This window comes from Salipaludibacillus sp. HK11 (assembly GCF_047795645.1).
Lineage (GTDB): Bacteria > Bacillota > Bacilli > Bacillales > Salisediminibacteriaceae > Salipaludibacillus.
Genome location: NZ_CP181045.1, coordinates 1,299,563 through 1,317,668, shown reverse-complemented (window position 1 = coordinate 1,317,668; position 18,106 = coordinate 1,299,563). Strand labels below are relative to the sequence as shown.

At 36.8% G+C, this 18,106-nt stretch carries 14 protein-coding genes; 13 read left to right on the top strand and 1 reads right to left on the bottom strand.

The annotated features are described in order from the left end of the window. The first annotated feature begins 3 nt into the window (after positions 1–3). The 3 genes from ACM26V_RS06505 to moaA all read left to right on the top strand — a co-directional run bounded on the left by ACM26V_RS06505 (position 4) and on the right by moaA (position 3,466). Complete coding sequence (locus ACM26V_RS06505) at positions 4–1,140, top strand: THUMP domain-containing class I SAM-dependent RNA methyltransferase (protein ID WP_416151806.1); 1,137 nt, start codon at positions 4–6, stop codon at positions 1,138–1,140. 942 nt (positions 1,141–2,082) lie between these two features. Beyond that, the gene (locus tag ACM26V_RS06500) at positions 2,083–2,325 is read left to right on the top strand and encodes a DUF2564 family protein (protein WP_416150618.1); all 243 of its coding nucleotides are present in this window, start codon (positions 2,083–2,085) and stop codon (positions 2,323–2,325) included. Between the two features lie 121 nt (positions 2,326–2,446). Next, a complete protein-coding gene (gene moaA / locus ACM26V_RS06495; protein WP_416150617.1) occupies positions 2,447–3,466 on the top strand; it encodes a GTP 3',8-cyclase MoaA in 1,020 nt (339 codons plus the stop codon). Positions 3,467–3,513: 47 nt separating this feature from the next. On the opposite strand, the gene ACM26V_RS06490 is transcribed toward moaA, so the two are convergent. Then, complete coding sequence (locus ACM26V_RS06490) at positions 3,514–3,816, bottom strand: iron-sulfur cluster biosynthesis family protein (RefSeq protein WP_416150616.1); 303 nt, start codon at positions 3,814–3,816, stop codon at positions 3,514–3,516. Between the two features lie 204 nt (positions 3,817–4,020). Here ACM26V_RS06490 and ACM26V_RS06485 point away from each other — a divergent pair, with 204 nt between their 5' ends. The 10 genes from ACM26V_RS06485 (at position 4,021) to ACM26V_RS06440 (ending at position 17,964) form a co-directional block, all read left to right on the top strand. Continuing rightward, positions 4,021–5,544 (top strand): carboxypeptidase M32, encoded by a 1,524-nt coding sequence (locus tag ACM26V_RS06485; protein ID WP_416150615.1) that lies wholly within the window; start codon positions 4,021–4,023, stop codon positions 5,542–5,544. A 214-nt stretch (positions 5,545–5,758) separates the two neighbouring features. Further along, the gene (locus ACM26V_RS06480) at positions 5,759–6,733 is read left to right on the top strand and encodes an ABC transporter ATP-binding protein (protein ID WP_416150614.1); all 975 of its coding nucleotides are present in this window, start codon (positions 5,759–5,761) and stop codon (positions 6,731–6,733) included. Beyond that, positions 6,730–8,286 (top strand): ABC transporter permease/substrate-binding protein, encoded by a 1,557-nt coding sequence (locus ACM26V_RS06475; protein ID WP_416150613.1) that lies wholly within the window; start codon positions 6,730–6,732, stop codon positions 8,284–8,286. The genes ACM26V_RS06480 and ACM26V_RS06475 overlap by 4 nt, the downstream gene beginning before the upstream one ends. 135 nt (positions 8,287–8,421) lie before the next feature. Then, positions 8,422–8,844, top strand: coding sequence for a universal stress protein (locus tag ACM26V_RS06470; protein WP_416150612.1), 423 nt, complete (start codon positions 8,422–8,424; stop codon positions 8,842–8,844). 13 nt (positions 8,845–8,857) lie between these two features. Further along, positions 8,858–9,274, top strand: coding sequence for a CoA-binding protein (locus ACM26V_RS06465; protein ID WP_416150611.1), 417 nt, complete (start codon positions 8,858–8,860; stop codon positions 9,272–9,274). A 330-nt stretch (positions 9,275–9,604) separates the two neighbouring features. Next, positions 9,605–11,581 (top strand): DNA topoisomerase IV subunit B, encoded by a 1,977-nt coding sequence (gene parE, locus ACM26V_RS06460; RefSeq protein ID WP_416150610.1) that lies wholly within the window; start codon positions 9,605–9,607, stop codon positions 11,579–11,581. Positions 11,582–11,584: 3 nt separating this feature from the next. Beyond that, positions 11,585–14,062, top strand: coding sequence for a DNA topoisomerase IV subunit A (gene parC / locus ACM26V_RS06455; protein ID WP_416150609.1), 2,478 nt, complete (start codon positions 11,585–11,587; stop codon positions 14,060–14,062). Between the two features lie 166 nt (positions 14,063–14,228). Then, on the top strand, positions 14,229–15,692 hold the full coding sequence (locus ACM26V_RS06450) for a spore germination protein (RefSeq protein WP_416150608.1): 1,464 nt from the start codon (positions 14,229–14,231) through the stop codon (positions 15,690–15,692). 24 nt (positions 15,693–15,716) lie between these two features. After that, positions 15,717–16,850 carry a GerAB/ArcD/ProY family transporter gene (locus ACM26V_RS06445; RefSeq protein WP_416150607.1) on the top strand — a complete coding sequence of 378 codons (1,134 nt, stop codon included), beginning with the start codon at positions 15,717–15,719 and terminating at the stop codon, positions 16,848–16,850. Then, positions 16,825–17,964, top strand: a complete 1,140-nt coding sequence (locus ACM26V_RS06440) for a Ger(x)C family spore germination protein (RefSeq protein WP_416150606.1) — start codon at positions 16,825–16,827, stop codon at positions 17,962–17,964. The genes ACM26V_RS06445 and ACM26V_RS06440 overlap by 26 nt, the downstream gene beginning before the upstream one ends. Positions 17,965–18,106: the final 142 nt, after the last annotated feature.

Sequence of the window (18,106 nt, the reverse complement as noted above, 5' to 3'; positions counted from 1 at the left end):
ATGATGAATAAAATAACATTAATTGCCACGGCAGCAATGGGTTTAGAAGCAATTGTAGCGAATGAGGTGCGTCAGTTAGGCTATAAGGATGTGACGGTTGAAAACGGAAAAGTCATATTTGAAGCTGATTTTAAAGCAATTGCGCGTGCTAATTTATGGCTACGAACAGCGGATAGAGTTAAAATTCTAGTTGGGGAATTTAATGCAGTAAGTTTTGAAGAATTATTTGAACAAACAAAAGCTTTACCATGGGCAGACTTTATTTCTGAGGATTCAGAATTCCCCGTTATTGGCCGGTCTGTTAAATCACGGTTGTACAGTGTTCCTGACTGTCAAGCTATTGTGAAAAAAGCAGTTGTTGAAAGTTTAAAGAAAAGTTACCATATAGAATGGTTTGAAGAAATAGGTGCGTTTCAACGAATTGAAGTAGCTATTCATAAAGACATTGCCAGCTTAACAATTGATACGAGTGGAACAGGTCTACATAAACGAGGATACCGTTATTTGCATAATGAGGCCCCCCTGAAAGAAACGTTAGCAGCAGCATTGATCCAACTGACAAATTGGAACGCGGACAAACCGCTGTATGATCCTTTTTGTGGTTCAGGGACGATCCCAATTGAGGCAGCGATGATTGGTCAAAATATCGCGCCTGGTATTAATCGCACTTTCGCTTTCGAGAATTGGAATTGGTTTGAACAGAAATGGATTGATGAAGTACAGGAAGAAGCAGAGGATGTAGCAAAGTACGACCAACCATTGCAAATCATTGGTGGAGACGTTGACCATACAATGATTGAATTGGCGCAAAATAATGCTAAAGAAGCAGGTTTTCCAGATGCACTTCGTTTCAAGCAAATTCAGATAAGTGACTTCTCTACGGAAGATGAATCTGGTGTTGTTATCGGAAACCCACCTTATGGGGACCGGATGAAAGATAAATCATATGCAGAGAATTTGTATCGAGAATTAGGTCGAGTACTTCGACCGATGGATACTTGGTCTGTTTATATTATCACGTCCCACCCGCATTTTGAGAAACTGTATGGCGCAAAAGCGACAAAGAAACGGAAACTTTATAATGGCAACATAAAGACCGATTTTTATCAATTTTGGGGTAAACGACCTCGAAAAAAATAAATTTAAGATAATAGATAGAGGCTGTCCCAAAAGTATTTTTGGTGATAGTCTCTTTTGTATTTATTGGGGAGTGGAGAAGAGCTGTCTTGAAAAGAAGGGGGCAAAAGAAGGAGAGTCTTGTGCCCAATGCGAGCTGAAATATGAAAAGAAGGGTAACAAGAAGAAGCGTCTTGTGCCCAATGCTAGCAGGAAAATGGAAAGAAGGGTAACAAGAAGAAGCGTCTTGTGCCCAATGCTAGCAGGAAAATGGAAAGAAGGGTAACAAGAGAGAGGGTCTTGTGCCCAATGCGAGCAGAAATATGAAAAGAAGGGTAACAAGAGAAAGCGTCTTGTGCCCAATGCGAGCAGGAAAATGGAGAGAAGGGTAACAAGAGAAAGCGTCTTGTGCCCAATGCGAGCAGGAAAATGGAGAGAAGGGTAACAAGAGAAAGCGTCTTGTGCCCAATGCGAGCAAGAAAATGGAAAGAAGGGTAACAAGAGAGAGCGTCTTGTGCCCAATGCGAGCAGAAATATGAAAAGAAGGGTAACAAGAGAAAGCGTCTTGTGCCCAATGCTAGCAGGAAAATGGAAAGAAGGGTAACAAGAGAGAGCGTCTTGTGCCCAATGCGAGCAGAAATATGAAAAGAAGGGTAACAAGAGAAAGCGTCTTGTGTCCAATGCGAGCAGAAATATGAAAAGAAGGGTAACAAGAGAAAGCGTCTTGTGCCCAATGCGAGCAGGAAAATGGAGAGAAGGGTAACAAGAGGAGCCAACTTATACAGTACGAAAGAAGAATTAGAATAAATACAGCAGAAGGTGAACGGTCTCGTGCTGAAGGTACTCCACAAACTTTTTACTTAACAATTGAATGTCTACTCTCTAAAGGTTTTTCTTTTAGAATATTTAGCCATTTACCATCATATACTACATATGTCTTTCAATTATGGAGAAAGGGTGGTAGACATGACAGAAGATTACCAAAATATTGAACAAATAGAATTAGCCATTAGAGCTGCAGAAAGAACCGTTGGGCAGGCTACAAGAACAATGGATGAGGAACAATTAGATAATGCCGTTAAAGCATTGACTGCTGCAAACGAACAATTAGAACGTGCGAAGATGTCTAATATGGATCATGAGTCTTGGCAACATTCAACGACAATGATTAATCGATTGTCACACCAAATCGACGAGGCGAGAGAATAATTTTATATGGAAACAAGATAATCACAACGTAAAGTTATTGTAAAATTAAGAAACATGGCCAGAACCCCTTGTACTTCAAATTTGTAACAACGTATAATGAGGAGTATAGGGGGTTGTTTGTATGGACCATTCCATGATAGATAAATTAGGGAGACCGTTAAGAGATTTGCGAATTTCCGTAACTGACCGTTGTAATTTCCGATGTCGTTATTGCATGCCGGCAGAAATTTTTGATAAAGATTTTAAATTTTTACCGAAAAAAGAGATCTTATCGTTTGAAGAGATAACGAGGCTTTCAACCATATTAGCTAAAAGAGCAGGAATACAGAAATTAAGAATCACTGGTGGAGAGCCATTAATGAGGCACGAAGTTTCTCGATTAATAGCGATGCTTAATCAAATTGAGGAAATAGATGATATTGCTATGACAACGAATGGCTCTCTTTTACCCTTACACGCAAAAAAACTAAAAGAGGCTGGGTTAAAAAGAGTAACAATTAGTCTTGATTCATTAGATGATGAGAAATTCCGTTATATTAATGGACGTGATGTAGGCGTAAATAAAGTATTAGAAGGTATAGAAGCTGCTGAAGATGCAGGTTTAGGTGTGAAGATGAATATGGTCGTTAAGCGTGGTATGAACGAAGACGATATTCTTCCAATGGCTCGTTATTTCAAAGGCACGAATGTCATTCTTCGTTACATTGAATATATGGATGTTGGCAATGCGAATGGTTGGAAACTAAACCACGTAGTCAGTAAAAAAGAAATCTTCTCGATGATAAATGAAGAAATGCCTATTGAACCTGTTAATCCAAATTATACAGGAGAAGTCGCTAATCGTTTTAAGTTCAAGGAGAATGGCCATGAGATCGGAATTATTTCATCAGTAACAGATGCATTTTGTTCGACCTGTTCAAGAGCTCGGTTGTCCGCTGATGGTAAACTAGTTACTTGTCTCTTTGCATCTGATGGACATGATCTCCGTGATGTTTTACGTTCAGGAGCAAGTGACGATGAAGTAGCGAAGCATATTCAATATATTTGGGAAAACAGAGATGATCAATATTCAGCAGAACGTTTGAAACATACCGATAAAAAACAAATTAAAAAAATTGAGATGTCACATATTGGAGGGTAGTACTTTACATCAATATTAAAAAAGCTGGAAGTACGTTCTTCCAGCTTTTAGTTTGGATTTATTACATCTGTCAATCTTTTATTTTCAAAAGTAACTTCACCATAATCTTCTTGGTAATCAATGACCATTCCGTCGAAATACCACTGATCATCTTCTGCAACACAAAAGAAAATACCATGCTGTTCTTTACTACGATAATCTGTATCAGGTAATCCGAAGCTAATGCCGACAGAAAAACCTCCGGAACCAACTCCGCCCACTCGTACAAAAAACGAGAGCGAATCCCCTTCTGATAGATTTAGTTCTTGTTTATAAAAAGTTGATGCATTATCTGTAATCGTTAGGTTCAATTTCAATTCTCCTTTCATGATTTTTCATGATGAAGCATGTCATAGAGGGCACTTTAACTAAAGTATAACAAACGAATAGAAATTCCGCTTCAAGATCACCTTAATGAATTTCATATTAAAAAAAGGTATGATAAAGGTACGGATCTTCAATTAAAGGATTCCGTAAAATTTACGTAATATATCGAATCGGAAGGAGCATAATTAATGACAAGCGAAATAACAACAAATGAGCAAGACTTTCTAGATTATGTGAAGAAAATTAGCCATTATACTGAGGCGGCAGGCTTAATAGCATGGGATTTACGAACAGGAGCCCCGAGAAAAGGTGCAGCACAGCGATCAGAAGTATTAGGGTCTATTTCTTCTGAAGTATTTAGAATGTCCACATCAAGCGAAATGAAGTCTTATCTAACGAGTTTACGTCAAGAATCAGAGTGGACTCAGCTAACAGATATTTCAAAAGCAACGGTAGTAGAATGTGAAAACCAATTAATAAAATATGAAAATATCCCACCAGAAGAATTTAAAGATTATGTCGTTCTTACTTCCAATGCTGAAGTTGCTTGGGAGTCTGCAAAGAATGATGGCGACTTCAAGTCATTTCAGCCGTATTTAGAAAAAATTGTTGCCTATAATCGGAAATATGTCGATTGGAAAGGATACGAGGGTAATAAATATAACGCGCTATTAGACGATTATGAACCAGGACTTACGGTTGATATTATCGATGACGTTTTCGGTAAATTAAAAGAAGCTCTCGTTCCTCTAGTGAAACAAGTGACAGAAGCAAAAGATCAGCCTGAAACTGATTTCTTGTTTAAACATTTCCCAGCCGACAAACAAGAAGCACTTAGTCGTGAAATTCTTGAAAATATGCAATATGATTTTGCTGCTGGTAGATTGGATAGAACGGTTCATCCATTTGCAATCGGTCTAAATCCTGGAGATGTTCGTGTGACAACCAAGTATGATGAAAGTGATTTCCGTACGGCAGTATTTGGAACAATTCATGAAGGTGGTCATGCCCTTTATGAACAGAACATTGATGAGAAATACATCGGTACACCGCTTTGTACTGGAACATCCATGGGGATACACGAGTCACAATCTCTATTTTGGGAAAATTTCGTTGGACGTAACTTCGCTTTTTGGGAAAAATACTATGATCTGTTGAAAAAGTATTCTGAAAATCAATTTGATGACGTTGACTTAGAGACTTTCTATCGAGGTATAAACGTTGCTGGCCCTTCACTTATTCGAATTGAAGCTGATGAAATGACTTACTCTCTTCATATCATTGTACGATATGAGTTGGAGAAAGCGTTAATAAACGGAGAATTAGAAGTTGCAGATCTCCCTCAGGCTTGGAACGATAAAATGGAAGAAATGTTAGGCGTGCGCCCATCGAATGATAGCGAAGGCGTTCTACAGGATGTTCATTGGCCTAGTGGAGCTTTTGGATACTTCCCTTCTTATGCTCTTGGATACGTCTACGCTGCACAATTAAAGAAAGCGATGCTTCATGATATCGCGGATTATGATAATAAGTTAAGACAAGGTGACTTAGCACCAATTAAAGAATGGTTTACAAAACACGTACACCAATATGGTAAAAGTAAAAAGCCATTAGAAATTTTAAAAGATGCAACAGGTGAAGGGATTAATCCTGAGCACCTTATTAATTATTTACAAGAAAAGTATCGAGAAGTATACAAGATCGACCTTTAATTTTATTTTTGAAGTCACAAATCATCGAATTTGTGGCTTCTTTTTTTAATTAAAGTTATTTGAACTAAATAATATAAACTATTATTAAGGTGAGTCTACGCTTTAATTAAGCTTTTCTAGGTTTAGTTTTTTTGTATTAAGTGAATTTAAGTTAATACAATTAACAATATTATGAAGCTTATATCACGATAAATGACGAGGAGTTGGTCTATACATGATTGAATTTATCAATGTTTCGAAGGAGTTTCCAGGCGGTACAAGGGCCGTTCAAAACGTCAGTTTTAAAGTGAATGAAGGAGAAATGTTCGTTATTATAGGTCCGAGCGGATGTGGAAAAACGACGACGATGAAAATGATTAACCGGCTTATTGACTCGTCTGAAGGAGAAATTTTAATTCAGGATAAAAACATTTTACAAACAAATATCAAAAAATTACGCTGGAACATTGGTTATGTCCTCCAGCAAATTGCTTTGTTTCCTCATATGACGATAGAGGAGAACATAGCGATTGTACCTGAATTAAAAAAATGGTCCAAACAGGCTATTCGCGAACGTGTGAGTGAACTACTTAACATGGTAGGATTAGATCCTGATACATATCGTAACCGAAAACCGAGTGAGTTATCTGGAGGTCAGCAGCAAAGAGTAGGTGTAGTGCGTGCGTTAGCTGGAGATCCTGATATCGTCTTAATGGATGAACCTTTTAGTGCTCTAGATCCTATCAGTCGCGAGCAATTGCAACAAGATATTGTCAAATTACAACAAGAGATCAAAAAAACGATTGTATTTGTTACTCATGATATCGACGAAGCACTCGCTATAGGTAATCGTATCTGCGTGATGAAAGAAGGAGGTATTGTTCAGATTGATAAACCATCTACCATACTGCAGACGCCAAAAAATGAATTTGTTCGTGAATTCTTGGGTGGACGAAAAGATCTGTGGGCTGCAAAAGTATCTGAAATGTTCCCATTAATTCAAGCGGATTCGTCTTCATCGATAAATGAATCTACGTATATACACTCAGATAATACAGTGAAGGAAGCTCTTCAAATATTAAAACAGTTAGAGAGCGATTCTGTTGCTGTTTTCGATAATATGGATTACAAAGGACAACTTAACTACAAGGATATTGCACTGTATCTTGAGAGTGGTGAGTTGAATACAAAAGGAGGAGCATTGTCATGAATATAGCTTCAATACAGGGCTTTTTTCAACTGATGAACGATCGACAAGATCTTCTTATCTCGGCTCTTTGGGAACATATTCAAATGTCTTTAATATCGCTGTTAATCGCAGTATTTATTGCGGTGCCGTTGGGAATCCTGTTGAGTCATTATCGCAAAGGTGCTGAGCCGATTATTGGGGCAACCGCAGTACTTCAAACGATTCCTAGTTTAGCTTTGTTAGGTTTTTTAATCCCATTTTTAGGTATTGGTACGACACCTGCGATCGTTGCACTAACTGCTTATGCGCTGATGCCAATTTTACGTAATACATATACAGGGTTAAACCAAGTTGACCCTGCTTTGATGGAGGCATCTCGTGGAATGGGAATGGGGACTTTACAGCAATTACAGAAAGTACAACTTCCACTGGCTATGCCAATGATCATGGCAGGTATTCGAACAGGGATGGTACTCATAGTTGGAACAGCAACATTAGCTGCATTAATCGGAGCTGGTGGACTTGGTGATCTTATCATGCTTGGCATTAATCGAAGCAATAATTATTATATTTTATTGGGAGCGATTCCTGCTGCGATCCTTGCATTATTTATCGATACTATTCTAAGAATAACAGAGAAGAAATCACAAGGATCTTCTCTCACACCGATAATCGTTGTCGTAGGAGCTGCCTTATTATTGGTTGTAACCCCACCAATTGTAAACGTAGTTAGTTCGTTTGGAGAAGATGAAAGGATAGAAATAGTTATTGCTGGTAAACTGGGTGCTGAACCTGAAATTATAATTAATATGTATAAACTTTTAATCGAACAAGACACCACTTATGACGTAATTTTAGAACCCGGAATTGGCACAACTGATGTTGCTTTTCAAGCATTGTTATCCGGAGATGTAGATGGGTACTTTGAATTCACAGGAACAGCGATTGCTGATTTACTTGGGGAGGAAGCAGTAAGTAACGATGAACGAGAAGCTTATGTGCAAGCAAGAGATGGCATGTATGAAGAGCATCAATTAGTTTTTTTAGAGCCATTAGGGTATCAAAATACGTATGCTCTCGCTGTAACAGAAGAAATGGCAGTAGATTTGAATTTACAAACAATTGGAGATTTAAAGGCTCATGAAGATAACTTAACCGCTGCATTCACCGTAGAATTTTCAGATCGTCAAGATGGATATCCTGGTGTTCAAGAAGTCTACGAGATTGATTTCTCAAATGTACAAACGATGGATCCAGGGTTAAGGTTAGGAGCGTTGGTATCAGGAGATGCAGAAGTAATTGATGCTTATTCAACAGATTCTTATATGCGTGAATATAATTTAGTAGCATTAGAAGACGATGAAAATCTATTCCCACCTTTCAATGGAGCTCCGTTATTTCGTGAGGAAGTGTTAATCGCGCATCCGGAAATTGAAGAGATACTTAATCAACTAGAAGGTATGATTACCGAAGAAGAAATGCAAGAGATGAATTATCAGGTCGATGAAAATGATGCGGATGCTAGTGATATTGCTCGAGAATACTTGATTGAAAAAGCGCTATTCCAGAAATAAAAGTGTCCTATTAAATGTTAATTACTTAACTTCACAGAATTGATGTAAAAACCATAAGAATCCCCTGTTCCTTTTTTCTGTTTATCCGCTATAATAGAAATATGTGGAAACACTATAGGGAGAGGGGATGGTACAATGTTTAAAAAAATATTGCTAGCAGCTGATGGTTCACCTCATTCAAAAAGAGCAGCAGAGAGAGCTGTTTATTTAGCTAAATGGACAGAGGGAGCAACAATTACGCTAATCCATGTACTAAATGATGTTCCTTCACGATCTGATGTCATGGACGAGGGAGTTAATTCTCGTGAAATACCAAACCATAAAAAGGAAAGGGTATTTCCTATTCAAGAAATGATTGAAAAAGAAAATATCCCTATGACTATTCTACATACTTTCGGAGAACCTGGCCCAACGATTGTACGAGAAGCTAATAGTAAGGAATATGACATGGTTATTCTAGGCAGTCGTGGTTTGAATCAGTTGCAACAAATGGTGTTAGGCAGTGTAAGCCACAAAGTTGCCAAAAGAGTTCAATGTCCAGTCATGATCGTCAAATAAGAAAATGGAGTGATTGATGGTGGAAAACCCAACTAGAGAAGAAATTAAAAAAATATTAGAAGAATCAAAACGAATAGCGATTGTTGGTTTATCCAAAAATCCAGAACGGACGTCTTATCAGATTGCTGAAGCTTTAATTCATGCGGGCTATCAGATTATACCGGTGAATCCGTCTATCGATGAGGTGTTTGGGATTAAAGCAGTTAGCAGCTTAACAGAAATTGAGGGATCAATTGATATCGTTAATGTTTTTCGCAGAAAAGAATTTTTAGTTGATATTGCTAAAAGTACAGCAAAAACGAATGCTAAAGTCTTTTGGACTCAGCTAGGCTTAGCTGACGAAGAAGCTTATAAAATTGCACAAGAAGCAGGGAAAACAGTGATTATGGACCGATGCATTAAGGTTGAACACGCGATCTTAATCAAATAGTCAGAAATTCCAATTTGCTTAAATTTTATGTGAGCTTGTCACATTTCTCTACTAAAGGAAAGCCGATACTTGTTAATCCTGCAAATGTATGCGCTTTATTTGATGAAAAAGCACCCTTCTATAGGGTGTTTTTTTTTGTTAAAATAGGGTCAATCTAGATGAGTAAGGTAGAAAAAAAGTTGACAAATACTATACTTTCCCTTTATTTTTAGTATGATTGATAAAATCATTTCCGCGTTTATTCATGGATAGTTATCGAAACAACGGTTTAGTTGTGTTATGTTAGATACTAGGCAAAGAACGGAATGAAATAGAGAGGGGTTTAAAGCATTGTCCACAAAAAAAGAATTTGAGTATAATGACGATGCCATTCAAGTACTTGAAGGATTAGAAGCGGTCAGAAAAAGGCCAGGCATGTATATAGGTAGTACAGACCATCGCGGACTTCATCATCTTGTATTTGAAATTGTTGATAACTCAGTTGATGAAATTTTAGCTGGTCACGGTAAAACTATAACCGTCAAAATACATAAAGATAACAGTATTAGTGTGATGGATGAGGGACGAGGCTTTCCTACAGGAATGCACTCAACCGGAAAGCCTACGTCTGAAGTAATTTTAACGGTACTTCACGCCGGGGGGAAATTCGGTCAAGGTGGATACAAAACGAGTGGTGGTCTACATGGAGTTGGCGCTTCTGTAGTGAATGCTCTGTCAGAGTGGCTAGAAGTGACAATTCATCGGGATGGCTCCGTATATCGACAAAGATTTGAGAATGGTGGAAAACCAGCAACAACTCTAGAGACGATAGGGAAAACTCGAAAAACGGGAACGACGATTCACTTTAAACCGGACCCATCTATCTTTAATACGATTGTTTACCACTATGATACATTAGCTGAGCGACTGCGCGAGGCAGCTTTCTTACTAAAGGGCATCAAAATAGAATTAAGTGATGAACGATCTAATCAGTATAACGAAAAAGAAATATTTCAGTTTGAGACAGGTTTAGAAGCATTTGTTGGTTATTTAAATGAAGAGAAAGAAACCCTTCATCCAATAGTATCATTTGAGGGAGAGCATGAAGAAATCGAAGTTGATTTTGCTTTTCAATATAACGATGGTTATACCGAAAACATGTTGTCTTTTGTTAATAATGTTCGTACAAAAGATGGTGGAACACATGAATTAGGTGCAAAAGCAGCAGTGACAAGAGCTGTGAATGAACATGCACGAAAACTACAGCTCTTAAAAGACAGAGATAAAAACCTTGATGGTAATGATATTCGTGAAGGCTTCACGGCAATAATCTCCGTTCGAATTCCAGAAGAAAAGCTACAATTCGAAGGGCAAACAAAAGGGAAACTAGGTTCACCAGCGGCCCGTTCAGCTGTGGACAATGTTATATCTGATAAATTAGCTTTCTATTTAGAAGAAAAGCCAGACATTAGTAATAACCTTATTCGAAAAGCAATAAAAGCTTCACAAGCTAGGTTAGCAGCAAGAAAAGCGAGAGAAGATGCGAGAAGCGGTAAAAAAAATAGACGGAAAGATGCGTTATTAAGTGGCAAACTCACGCCAGCTCAGTCTAAAAATGCGTCTAAAAATGAATTGTATTTAGTCGAGGGTGATTCAGCAGGTGGTTCAGCTAAACAAGGTCGTGATCGAAAATTCCAAGCAGTACTTCCACTCCGTGGAAAAGTAATTAACACGGAAAAAGCGAAATTAGCCGACATTATGAAAAATGAAGAAATACGCACAATCATCTATGCCATTGGTGGAGATGTAGGTCCGGACTTTGATGTGACAAATATTAACTACGATAAAATTGTCATCATGACAGATGCGGATACTGATGGAGCCCACATTCAAGTACTGATACTTACTTTTTTCTACAGATACATGCTTCCTCTTATTGAGAAGGGTCACATTTATATTGCCCTACCTCCGCTTTATAAAGTAAGTAAAGGTGTTGGAAAAAAGGAAAAAGTTGAATATGCATGGGATGAAAATGGATTGCAAGGTGCTATTGATCTTGTTGGAAAAGGATATACTTTACAACGTTACAAAGGTCTTGGTGAAATGGATGCTACTCAATTGTGGGAAACAACTATGGACCCTGAAACTAGAACGTTGGTTCGAGTAACGATTGATGATGTTGCACGCGCTGAGCGACATATCTCTACGTTAATGGGTGATAAAGTGGAACCTCGTAGGAAATGGATTGAACGAAATGTTAAATTCGGATTAGATGAAGATACAAATATTTTAGATAATGACCATTTATTAGTCACAGAGGAGGAGTAATCGTTGGAAGAGAAAGAGCGATATTTAGACCTTCCTCTTGAAGATGTTCTAGGGGATAGGTTTGGACGATACAGTAAATATATTATACAAGACAGGGCTCTACCGGATGCTAGAGATGGTCTGAAACCAGTACAGCGAAGAATTCTTTATGCGATGCACGTTGATCGAAATACGTCTGATAAACCATTTCGTAAAGCAGCTAAAACCGTTGGTAACGTTATTGGTAACTATCATCCTCATGGTGATTCATCCGTATATGAAGCGATGATTAGACAAAGTCAAGACTGGAAGATGAGGCATCAACTCGTGCAAATGCATGGTAACAATGGTTCGGTCGATGGTGATCCGCCAGCAGCGATGCGTTACACAGAGGCACGCCTTTCCAAGATTGCTTCTGAAATGCTTCGTGATATTGAAAAAAATACAGTTGATTTCATGCCAAACTTTGATGATTCTCAAGAAGAACCAGTTGTATTACCTGCAAGTTATCCGAATCTACTTGTAAACGGTTCAACAGGGATTTCAAGTGGGTATGCAACAGATATACCGCCCCATCATTTAGGCGAAGTAATCAAAGCAGCGATTCATCAAATGGAGAATCCTGATTGTACTATTGATGATTTAATGAAGTACATTAAGGGACCAGATTTCCCAACCGGGGGAACGATTCAAGGTGTTGAAGGATTAAAGAAAGCATATGAAACAGGTAAAGGGAGAATTATTTTGCGAGGCAAAGCTGAAATTGAAGCGCTTCGTGGTGGTAGAGAGCAAATTGTCATTACAGAAATTCCTTATGAAGTAAATAAAGCAAATTTAGTCAAAAAAATGGATGAGCTTCGACTTGATAAGAAAGTAGATGGCATAGCAGAAGTTCGCGATGATACCGATCGTACTGGGTTACGAATTATTATTGAGTTAAAGAAAGAAGCAGATGGTAAAGGAATCCTTCATTTTTTATATAAAAATACGGATTTACAAGTTTTCTACAACTTTAATATGGTTGCTATTTTCAAGAAAACACCGTTGCAACTTGGAATAAAGGAAATGCTTGATGCTTATATTACGCATCAAAAAGAAGTTCTAACAAGACAAACCAATTTTGACTTAACGAAGGCAAAAGAACGGGCACATATCGTGGTTGGGCTAATAAAGGCGATTTCTGTTTTAGATGAAGTGATTAGTACAATTCGCTCATCGACTGACAAAAGAAATGCAAAAGATCGCCTGCAAGAGCAGTTCCAGTTCTCAGAACCTCAATCAGAAGCGATTGTAAATTTACAGTTATACCGTTTAACCAACACGGATATTACAACATTACAAGAAGAGGCAGACGAGCTAAAAAAATTAATCGAAAAGTTAGAGGCAGTCTTGGCTAGTGATAAAAATCTCATACATGAAATTAAGAAAGACTTAAATAGAATAAAAAAATTGTATGATGATGATCGTAAAACAGTGATTGAAGCAGAAATAGAAGATTTACAAATTAATCTAGAAGTGATCGTTCCATCTGAGGATGTTAGAGTAACAGTGACAAAAGACGGCTACGTGAAAAGGTCTAGCATTCGCTCTTATTCGGCTTCTAATGGTGAACTACCTAGTATGAAAGATTCTGATAGGCTAGTCCATTCGATGGAAATCAATACGACTGATACGTTGCTACTATTTACCAAAAAAGGCTCATATCTATTCTTACCTGTGCACCTGTTACCCGAGAATCGTTGGAAAGATAGCGGTCAACATGTTGCTAACTTAGTTTCGATGGATCAGAATGATGATATCATCCATGCAATTCCGATTCGAGAGTTTGAAGACGATCGGTATTTATTGTTTGCAACAAAGAATGGGATGATTAAGAGATCAGTATTAAAAGATTACAAAGCACAAAGACATTCAAAAGCACTAATGGCAGTAAAATTAAAACCAGATGATGAACTTGTTCATGTGTCGTTGACTGATGGACAGAAAGACATTTTTCTGGCAAGTAAATTTGGTTATGGATTATGGTATGGCGAAGAAGAGGTTGGAACGACTGGCCAACGAACCGCAGGTGTAAAAGCGATTAATTTAAAAGAAAATGATGAAGTTATGAGTTGTCAAATTTTCAATGCAAATGACAAACCATGGATTTTCTTATTGACGCAGCGGTCTTCTTTCAAAAAAATGAGTTTAAGTTCTTTTGAAAAAACGACTAGGGCAAAGCGTGGAATGGTAATGATAAAAGAATTAAAACGTAATCCTCATCGAGTAGCTTTTGTTCATGTACTAGGTTCTTTTGATACAGTTCACGTTCAAATGGAAGATAATACTGAAGGATCGGTAGAGGTAAGAACTATTAGATCAAATGATCGTTATACAAATGGGTCATTCTTATTTGATACGAACTCAACTGGAGAAGTCAAGGATTCTTGGGTTGAAAAAGGGGAACGTCCTGAAAAATCAAGTCTAGAGGAAGAACCACCAGAAGATGGTAAACTATTTTAAAATATTTTAACCGTTAAAAGAGTAATTCTTTTGACGGTTTTTCTTTGTTGTGCAATAAGTTAACTGTAATTATATTATGTTAACTAGTGAAAATATAGTATAAAAGAAGGTGCATATTTTTTCCTTTTATCTACAAACTATAATTGTAGTAGAAGGAGGGAGCGTCTTGTCATTAAAAAATATTAAACAAACAGTAAGTGACGAATCATTCGAAACATACTTAGCAAATTTTATAAATAACAAAGAACCCCTTCCAACATATGCAGAAGAAGTTACCGAAAAGCTCGATAAAATATTCAATGAATCTTATGACTTTTCACATATAACGATAGAAACGAAGCAAGGTCCTGTTCAGATTTATTATTTTCAAGGAATGATCAACGAAATTCTTTTTCACCATAATGTACTTCAGCCATTGCAGGAAAACGATTATTATCAAATGACTGACTTGAAACAACATCTCCATGTTTCAGGTATAGAAAAAGCAACGGAGTGGACTCAATTGATAAAAGAGCTTCATTCTGGGAATGTGTTACTTCACGTTGATAACTCAATTCCACTTATTCTTCAGATGGAAGATGTTACAAGGAGAAGTTTAACTGATCCTAGTACAGAACAACAAGTCTATGGAACAAAAATTGGTTTAATTGAAAATATTGAAACGAATGTATCATTGGTTAGGAAAATGATAAAAGATCCTCGGTTGAAAACCAAAGAGTTTTGTCTAGGTACTCAAACGCAAACGAAAGTTGCCTTTCTCTACATGGAACAATACATGGAGGAAGGTGAGATAGAATTTATGTCTGAAAAGTTGAAAACGTACAATAAGAAGCACCTTTTTTCATTAGGTGATTTATCCAATCATTTGAGTCAGTACCCGTTTGCTCTTTTTCCTCAACACTCAAGAACTGAACGATTAGATAATGTTTGTTACGAGTTATTCAACGGTAAAATGGCTATCCTTGTAGATAATTCAACTTTCTGTCTTATCACACCAACGTATTTCATGGACTCGATTACTTCTTATGAAGATGAAACATTCTTTGTGAAATGGAGCTTTTTGTTCACGAGGCTGCTACGTTTTTTTTCAGTGTTATTTGGGGCAATTTTACCAGCTATTTATGTATCGCTCGTTGCTTTTCACCCTGAGTTACTTCCAACAACCCTCGCGTTAACGATAGCCGAATCACGATCTGACATTCCATTACCAGCGCAAGCTGAAGCTTTGTTTATGATGATGGCTTTAGACATCCTTGTGGAAGCAAGTATTCGTTTACCCAGTTTTGTTGGTCAAACAATTGGTATCGTTGGAGGCCTTGTAATTGGTACAGCCGCCGTTGAAGCTGGAATTGTTAGCAATACAATGGTAATTATCATTGCTTTTACAGCAATTTCGACATTCACATTGCCTTCGTGGGAGACAGTTACAGCGTGGAGGACAATGCGGTATCTCTTCTTACTGTCAGCTTCGGTTTTAGGTCTGTATGGATATTCGCTAATATTTGGCTTACTCCTGTTTCATAGTTGTAAAATAGATCAGTTTGGGCGATCGTATATGTATCCAATATCCCCATTTGATTTATCAAAACTAATTAGTATTTTCTTTAAGAAGGATGCAGCATCAAAATAGAGTTAATTAGTTGGGATTGATACTATGTTACCGTTAAGAGAAAACCAAAAGTTTGATGCTATAGATCTTTTTATTTTTACTTATTGTTCAACTGTTACATTTGGTATTATTTTTCTACCTTACGTTGCATCAGAGGAAATTAGAAGCGCTTGGCTTAAAGTAATTGTTTCAGTTGGTCCATTTCTATTATTTTTGTATATGCTAATAAAGGTGTTCAAAATGTATAATAATCAAGACATATTTGAAAGTTTTAAGCAAGTTAGTTTTCGATGGGTATATGTAGTTATTGTTTCATACCTATTTATTAGTTCGTTATACCATAATGTAGTAGGGTTAAAAAGTCTATTAATCATCGTGCAAACATTTTTGTTACCTCATACAAATGAATGGTTTATAATTACTGCAATGTTAACCGTCATTTTCTTATCGATTATATACGGTATTTACAGCATTACACGATTTCTTGTCATGTTGATCATTCTCGAAATATTTCTAGTAATGCTGATTACAGGATTTGTTTTTATGGATGAATTTCAGTTTATTTATATTCCTCCTGTATTTAGTGTAGATTTTTTCACATTTTTAAAAAGTATGTTGTCAGATATGAGTCGGTATGCTGGAATCGTTGCATTATTAGGGTTTCTACCTTATGTAAACAAAAGTGTTCCTTTATTTAAGAGTTCAGCTTTTGGGTTGTTATTTGTTATGTTTACTTACTTTATCATTAGTTTTGTTGCATTAGGAGTATTTGGCTTTGAACAAACAATGACTTTACTTTCACCAATTACATCGTTAATTCAATCAGTTGCTCCTAGAGGTGGATTATTCGAAAGGATTGATGTCGTGTTTTTATCAATATGGATATTATCTTTTTATAAAATTTTACTTATCCATATGTGGTTTTCATCATATTTGTTAAATAAATTAATTCCGCCATTTAAATTAGATGGAATGATCAATCCTACATTGATTATTATCATTGTATTTGTTAGCGCGCTTATTGCACCAAGTTTTGTCCAGATTAATATGCAGGTGTATAATATCAATTTGCTAATTTGGTCGCTTATTGTCCCGATATGCCTTTTTCTATTTTTAATGTTTCGTAATAAAAAATGGAAGGGGAGTCAGAATCGTGAGAAAAAGCAAGGCGCTCTTTAGTTTACTTCTTGTCATATTAACTGGGTGTTTAGCCGATTCAAAAGAAATTGATCACCGAACAATGGTTGTTGGAATGGGGATTGATATAGTAGACGATAACACTTACTCTGTGTCGGTCCAGGCTCCTGTTATTATTGCAGGTGGAGCAGAAGGTGAGGCAGGATTTGAAAAAGAATTTGAAACGCTTCAAGCTACAGGGCCATCTCCATGGGAAGCTGTTGCTAATATTGAAGCGAATACACCTACAGTTTTATTTTTTGGACATTTAAAGATGGTTGCAATTGGACAAGCTTTAGCCGAGCGGGGGATTGATAAAATTTCCGATTTATTTGACCGAGGTCCAGCGATGGATAATAAAGTTTTATTACTAATCGTAGACAATGATATTAATGTCTACGATTTTATATCAAGGGATTCCAGACTTATATCATTGCCTTCCTTATATGTAGATCGTTTCTTTATGGCTGATCAAAAATTAGCACGAACGAAAGAGGTAAAGCTTTTTGAATATAGAAAGGACCGAAATATGATTTCAAATGCAGCGACGGTTCCAGTCGGATACCTTGACAACGAACTGCTTATTGAAAATTTAGCTGTTTTACAAAATGGTAAAATGGTCGGGAAATTGGAAGGTAAAGAAGCAGGGATTAGTCAGTTATTAAAAAATAAAGAACTTAATAATATGAACTATAGTCTGATAAGTACCAATGAGAATGATATCATAATATCATTGAGAGTAGATTTATCGATGGACTTTAGCTACGAAAAGACAAATCCAGTTGAAATTCACTTGAACGTTGAAGGAAGTGGGGAGATTGTTCATATTCCTGAACGGAAATTGGAGTCAAACCTAGAAAATATAACTAAAATTGAAAAAGAGTTGGAACGGCGAGTAAAAGAAGACATTGAGCATACAATCAGCAAAATGAAATTAATTAATACGGAACCATGGTTGATGGGGCATCGTATTTGGGCACGAGATCATCGATATTTTGATCAGTTGAACTGGGAAGAAGACGGATGGATTGAATCTAAAATATATGCTACTGTAAATATAGAGGTCGATCAAACAGGACAAAAAGGTGTTATGGAAAAAATAAAAGTAGGTAGATGATTAATGGGTAAATTTTATTTTGTCTCAAAACATAAAGTTTACTTAGTTTTAGAGACAAAATAAGAAAAATTTATAATTGGTACCTATAATATATATTATGTAAACTAGAATATTATTTAAAAAGAGCTGAATTACGAACAGG

What these genes read in the sequence shown, in the direction of transcription:
- ACM26V_RS06485 (WP_416150615.1), top strand. Translation starts at nt 4,021, where the DNA reads ATGACAAGCGAAATAACAACAAATGAGCAAGACTTTCTAGATTATGTG.
- ACM26V_RS06505 (WP_416151806.1), top strand. Translation starts at nt 4, where the DNA reads ATGAATAAAATAACATTAATTGCCACGGCAGCAATGGGTTTAGAAGCA.
- ACM26V_RS06470 (WP_416150612.1), top strand. Translation starts at nt 8,422, where the DNA reads ATGTTTAAAAAAATATTGCTAGCAGCTGATGGTTCACCTCATTCAAAA.
- ACM26V_RS06445 (WP_416150607.1), top strand. Translation starts at nt 15,717, where the DNA reads ATGTTACCGTTAAGAGAAAACCAAAAGTTTGATGCTATAGATCTTTTT.
- ACM26V_RS06475 (WP_416150613.1), top strand. Translation starts at nt 6,730, where the DNA reads ATGAATATAGCTTCAATACAGGGCTTTTTTCAACTGATGAACGATCGA.
- ACM26V_RS06500 (WP_416150618.1), top strand. Translation starts at nt 2,083, where the DNA reads ATGACAGAAGATTACCAAAATATTGAACAAATAGAATTAGCCATTAGA.
- ACM26V_RS06480 (WP_416150614.1), top strand. Translation starts at nt 5,759, where the DNA reads ATGATTGAATTTATCAATGTTTCGAAGGAGTTTCCAGGCGGTACAAGG.
- moaA (WP_416150617.1), top strand. Translation starts at nt 2,447, where the DNA reads ATGGACCATTCCATGATAGATAAATTAGGGAGACCGTTAAGAGATTTG.